Consider the following 2,800-nt stretch of genomic DNA (forward strand, 5'->3'; position numbering starts at 1 on the left):
GGCGGCCGCCGGCGGGGCCTGGCCGGGCGGCGGCGCCGACGCGCCCGCCAGGGCCGAGGCGATTCTGGCCGAGCTGTCCCCGCGCTACCAGCGCATCCTGCGGCTACGGTTCCTGGAATCCTGTTCGCTGCGGGAGGCCGCCGCCGAGCTGGGGGTGACCGTCGCGAACGCCAAGGTCCTCCAGCACCGGGCGCTGCGCCGGGCGGCCGAGGTCACGCGCCGGTGGGAGGTCTGATGGGACGCGGAGCACGCAGGTTCATCGACGATCTTCTTGCCGGCCGCCGACCCAGGTCGTTCGCCGCCAGTGCCAAGGACGCCGAGGAGATCCGGACTGCCATCGCCCTGCGGGCGGCGGCCCAGGCTGCCGGCTCGTGGCGCCTCGCCGGCGCCACCCTGGTCGTCACCCTCGAACCGTGCACGATGTGCGCGGGCGCACTCGTCCTCGCCCGGGTCGCCCGGGTCGTCTACGGCGCGGTCGACGACAAGGCCGGCGCGGTCGGCTCCCTGTGGGACGTCGTGCGCGACCGGCGGCTCAACCACCGCCCCGAGGTCATCGCCGGCGTCCGCGCCGAGGAGTGCGGCGAGCTGCTCGCCGTGTTCTTCGCCGCCCGCCGCCGAACTCGCACCGGGCCCGGCGAACCGGACACCGCAGCCGTCCGGTAAGCTCGCCTACGGTGGAGTCGCCTAGTGGCCGAGGGCGCACGCCTCGAAAGCGTGTGAGGGGGCAACCCCTCCGTGGGTTCAAATCCCACCTCCACCGCCCTTGATCAGCCATTTCGCCCGGCCCGACGGTCACTCCCCGTCGGGCCGACGCAGTTGTACCGCCCCCACTTCTGGTCTCGGCTGCGCTGCGAGCGCCACGTCCGCGCGCAGCGGCTTCATGACCAATCAGCGGATCCTCAACGATCACTCGATCGGTCCCTGCGCACGGACGATTCGGGCGGGCAGCCGGGTCGAGGAGCCGTGGCGGTCAGCCAAAGGCGCCCGATGCCATCACTCACGACGTCAACTTGCGGTGACTGCGGAGCGTGAAATAGTCAACGCGAACGGTAATTCGTTCGCTGGCCGATGGTTCCGGCGCAACGACGCACCGGAACCATCGCGCCGCCGCATCTCATCCATCAGTTGCACGTCTAGCCGTCGGTCATCGTGACCGGGGAGTCGGAGGCAATGGCATGGCGAGGATCGTCATTTTTGGTGCCGCTGGTCAGATTGGGCGCCGCATCACCGACGAAGCAGTCCGGCGTGGACACGAGGTCACCGCGGTCGAGCCGGAGCAGGCCCGGGTGAAGAAGCTGCCGCGCAAAGCGAACGGCGTCGAGGGCGACGTCACCAAGCGTGACTCGGTCGAGCGGCTGGCCCAGGACGCGGAAGCCGTCATCGTCGCCGTGGGTGGCGTTGACCGCCCGGTGCACGCGAACGCGGCCCGCAACCTCGTCGACGTCCTCCCCCGCCTCGGCGACCAGCCGCCTCTGATCGTCCACATTTCCAGTGGCGGCACGCTGGAGGACGAGAACGGCCAGCGGCTCGCCGACGGCGCGGACTTCCCCGCTGCGGAGCGCAAGGACGCGCTCGACCAGGCGGACGCCCTCGACGTGTACCGCGGCGCCCGCAACGTGCGCTGGACGGCCATCGCCCCGCCGCCACGCAACCTCGGTGGCGGCCAGCGCCGCGGCGCCTACCGCACCGGCACCGACCGGCCCGTGGTCGACGCCAAGGGCCAGATCGGTATCTCCCACGAGGACTTCGCGATCGCCGTCATCGACGAGGTCGAGAACCCGCGCAACAAGAACCGTCGAATCACCGTCGGAAACTGAAAGCCTGCCGGGTGCGTCGCCGCACCTGACCGTCCGGTACCCACCTGAGCCACTGACGTCTCGGGTGGTCCGGACTCGCTTCGGGACGCCGCGCATCCGCGCCGGCCCGCACAGCGTTCTCCCGGCCCGCACAGCGTTCTCCCGGCCCGCACAGCGTTCTCCCGGCCCGCACAGCGTTCTCCCGGCCCTCACAGCATCGTGGCGAGGATCGCCTCGATGTCGTCGGGGGTGGTGCGCGGATTGACGACGGCGAAACGGGCAACGGTCTCCCCGTCATGCCGGGTGGGCGGCACGAAGGCGAATTCGGCACGCAGCAGCGCATCGCTCCAGCGGTGGTAGTCCGTGTCCGTCCAGCCGAGGCGGCGGAATACGACGACGGAAAGCTCAGGTGGCCGCACCAGCTCCAGTTCGGGCCGCACGGCAATCTGCGCGGCGGCCGACCGGGTGGTGGCGAGCGTGGTCTCGACCGCGTCGGCGTAGGCCCGGGTGCCATGGGTGGCGAGCGAGAACCACAACGGCAGCCCGCGGGCCCGCCGGGACAGACCGATGGCGTAGTCCGACGGATTCCAGTTCGCGGCCGGATCGAGGACGTCGAGATAGCCGGCCTGCTGCGGGCCGTGCGCGGCCAGGGCGAGCGCGGGGTCGCGGTAGACCAGCGCGCAGGCGTCGAACGGCGCGAACAGCCACTTGTGCGGGTCGACGATGAACGAGTCGACCTCGGCGATCCCGTCGAAACGCGGCCGGGCCGACGGGGCGACGAGCGCGGCGAGGCCGTAGGCGCCGTCCGCGTGCACCCACAGGTCGCGCGCGCGGGCCACGTCGGCGATGCCGCGCAGGTCGTCGACGATGCCGAACTGGGTCGTCCCGGCCGTCGCGACCACGGCGAAGATGCCGTCCGCAACCTCGGCGCCGCCCGCCGCGAGCTCGACCAGCGCCGCGGCGAGCCGAGGGCCCGTCAGCCGGCCATCCGCGCCGGTCGGCAC

Annotated in this window: 4 protein-coding genes and 1 tRNA gene; 4 read left to right on the plus strand and 1 reads right to left on the minus strand. The window is 72.0% G+C overall.

From position 1 onward, the window contains the following. The 4 genes from MXD58_RS28135 to MXD58_RS28150 form a co-directional block, all read left to right on the plus strand. Positions 1-235: sigma factor-like helix-turn-helix DNA-binding protein (locus tag MXD58_RS28135; protein WP_284678948.1), on the plus strand; the 235-nt coding region annotated here is incomplete at its 5' end. Beyond that, entirely contained in the window at positions 235-663 is a 429-nt protein-coding gene (locus MXD58_RS28140; RefSeq protein WP_250611195.1) for a nucleoside deaminase, read from the plus strand. The genes MXD58_RS28135 and MXD58_RS28140, both read left to right, overlap by 1 nt. 10 nt (positions 664-673) lie before the next feature. Continuing rightward, positions 674-760: transfer RNA gene (locus MXD58_RS28145), tRNA-Ser, on the plus strand. Positions 761-1,175: 415 nt separating this feature from the next. Next, positions 1,176-1,817: an NAD(P)-dependent oxidoreductase gene (locus MXD58_RS28150; RefSeq protein ID WP_248837590.1), complete on the plus strand. Its 642-nt coding sequence runs from the start codon at positions 1,176-1,178 to the stop codon at positions 1,815-1,817. Between the two features lie 188 nt (positions 1,818-2,005). Here the strand turns inward: MXD58_RS28150 and MXD58_RS28155 are convergent. Beyond that, the coding region (locus tag MXD58_RS28155; protein WP_250611197.1) for a pyridoxal phosphate-dependent decarboxylase family protein at positions 2,006-2,800 on the minus strand (795 nt) is incomplete at its 5' end.

The sequence above is a fragment of the Frankia sp. AgKG'84/4 genome, assembly GCF_023242965.2.
Lineage (GTDB): Bacteria > Actinomycetota > Actinomycetes > Frankiales > Frankiaceae > Frankia.